At 76.5% G+C, this 2,613-nt stretch carries 1 protein-coding gene; it reads left to right on the plus strand.

Annotated elements, in window-relative coordinates; all coding sequences use genetic code 11:
- Nucleotides 1-261: 261 nt before the first annotated feature.
- A partial coding sequence (locus EN869_RS35215) for a hypothetical protein (RefSeq protein ID WP_245519975.1) occupies nt 262-2,613 on the plus strand: 2,352 nt, incomplete at its 3' end.

The raw sequence follows: 2,613 nt of genomic DNA on the forward strand, positions 1-2,613 counted from the left end.
GTAGCGCCTGTCGCGCCGGTGGCACCCGTCGCGCCGGTTGCGCCGGTGGCACCCGTCGCGCCGGTTGCGCCCGTATCGCCAGTAGCACCCGTGGCACCGGTCGCGCCGGTGGCACCTGTTGCTCCGGTGTCGCCAGTCGCACCCGTAGCGCCTGTCGCGCCAGTGGCACCCGTGGCTCCGGTGTCGCCGGTCGCGCCCGTGGCTCCGGTGTCGCCAGTCGCACCCGTAGCGCCTGTCGCGCCAGTGGCACCCGTGGCTCCGGTGTCGCCAGTCGCACCTGTGGCGCCGGTCGCACCGGTGGCGCCTGTCGCGCCGGTGGGACCCGTGGCTCCGGTGTCGCCGGTCGCGCCCGTGGCTCCGGTGTCGCCAGTCGCACCCGTAGCGCCTGTCGCGCCCGTGGCTCCGGTGTCGCCAGTCGCACCTGTGGCGCCGGTCGCACCCGTGGCACCGGTCGCGCCGGTGGCACCTGTTGCTCCGGTATCGCCAGTCGCACCCGTAGCGCCTGTCGCGCCAGTGGCACCCGTGGCTCCGGTGTCGCCAGTCGCACCTGTGGCGCCGGTCGCACCGGTGGCGCCTGTCGCGCCGGTGGCACCCGTGGCACCCGTGGCTCCGGTATCGCCGGTCGCGCCCGTGGCGCCGGTGGCACCCGTGGCTCCGGTATCGCCGGTCGCGCCCGTGGCGCCGGTGGCACCCGTGGCGCCGGTATCGCCGGTCGCACCTGTGGCACCTGTCGCGCCGGTGGCACCCGTCGCGCCGGTGTCGCCGGTCGCGCCCGTGGCTCCGGTGTCGCCAGTCGCACCTGTGGCGCCGGTCGCACCGGTGGCGCCTGTCGCGCCGGTGGCACCCGTGGCACCCGTGGCTCCGGTATCGCCAGCCGCACCCGTGGCTCCGGTATCGCCAGTCGCACCCGTGGCACCGGTCGCTCCGGTAGCGCCCGTGGCTCCGGTATCGCCGGTCGCACCTGTGGCGCCTGTGGCGCCCGTAGCGCCTGTTGCACCGGTGGCACCGGTCGCTCCGGTATCGCCAGTCGCGCCAGTGGCACCCGTGGCTCCCGTATCGCCAGTCGCACCCGTGGCGCCTGTCGCGCCGGTCGCGCCCGTGGCGCCGGTGGCGCCGGTGGCGCCGGTGGCACCGGTGGCACCCGTGGCGCCGGTGTCGCCGGTCGCACCTGTGGCACCTGTCGCGCCGGTGGCACCCGTAGCTCCGGTGGCCCCGGTCGCGCCCGTGGCGCCGGTGGCACCCGTGGCGCCGGTATCGCCGGTCGCACCTGTGGCACCTGTCGCGCCGGTGGCACCCGTAGCTCCGGTGTCGCCGGTCGCGCCCGTGTCGCCAGTCGCACCCGTAGCGCCTGTCGCGCCAGTGGCACCCGTGGCTCCCGTATCGCCAGTCGCACCCGTGGCGCCTGTCGCGCCGGTCGCGCCCGTGGCTCCGGTGTCGCCAGTCGCACCCGTGGCGCCAGTTGCCCCGGTGGCACCGGTGGCACCCATGGCGCCGGTATCGCCGGTCGCGCCCGTGGCGCCGGTATCACCAGTTGCGCCCGTGGCGCCGGTGGCGCCAGTCGCACCGGTCGAGCCTGTGGCACCCGTTGCTCCGGTGGCTCCGGTAGCGCCGGTGGCACCCGTATCGCCAGTCGCGCCTGTGGCACCCGTGGCGCCGGTATCGCCGGTCGCACCTGTGGCACCTGTCGCGCCGGTGGCACCCGTCGCGCCGGTGTCGCCGGTCGCGCCCGTGGCTCCGGTGTCGCCAGTCGCACCTGTGGCGCCGGTCGCACCGGTGGCGCCTGTCGCGCCGGTGGCACCCGTGGCACCCGTGGCTCCGGTATCGCCAGCCGCACCCGTGGCTCCGGTATCGCCAGTCGCACCCGTGGCACCGGTCGCTCCGGTAGCGCCCGTGGCTCCGGTATCGCCGGTCGCACCTGTGGCGCCTGTGGCGCCCGTAGCGCCTGTTGCACCGGTGGCACCGGTCGCTCCGGTATCGCCAGTCGCGCCAGTGGCACCCGTGGCTCCCGTATCGCCAGTCGCACCCGTGGCGCCGGTATCGCCGGTCGCGCCCGTGGCTCCGGTGTCGCCGGTCGCGCCCGTGGCGCCGGTGGCACCCGTGGCGCCGGTATCGCCGGTCGCACCTGTGGCACCTGTCGCGCCGGTGGCACCCGTAGCTCCGGTGTCGCCGGTCGCGCCCGTGGCGCCGGTGGCACCCGTGGCGCCGGTATCGCCGGTCGCACCTGTGGCACCTGTCGCGCCGGTGGCACCCGTAGCTCCGGTGTCGCCGGTCGCGCCCGTGTCGCCAGTCGCACCCGTAGCGCCTGTCGCGCCAGTGGCACCCGTGGCTCCCGTATCGCCAGTCGCACCCGTGGCGCCTGTCGCGCCGGTCGCGCCCGTGGCTCCGGTGTCGCCAGTCGCACCCGTGGCGCCAGTTGCCCCGGTGGCACCGGTGGCACCCATGGCGCCGGTATCGCCGGTCGCGCCCGTGGCGCCGGTATCACCAGTTGCGCCCGTGGCGCCGGTGGCGCCAGTCGCACCGGTCGAGCCTGTGGCACCCGTTGCTCCGGTGGCTCCGGTAGCGCCGGTGGCACCCGTATCGCCAGTCGCGCCTGTGGCACCCGTGGCGCCGGTA

The organism is Mesorhizobium sp. M2D.F.Ca.ET.226.01.1.1, from assembly GCF_004022705.2.
Taxonomy (GTDB): Bacteria; Pseudomonadota; Alphaproteobacteria; order Rhizobiales; family Rhizobiaceae; genus Mesorhizobium.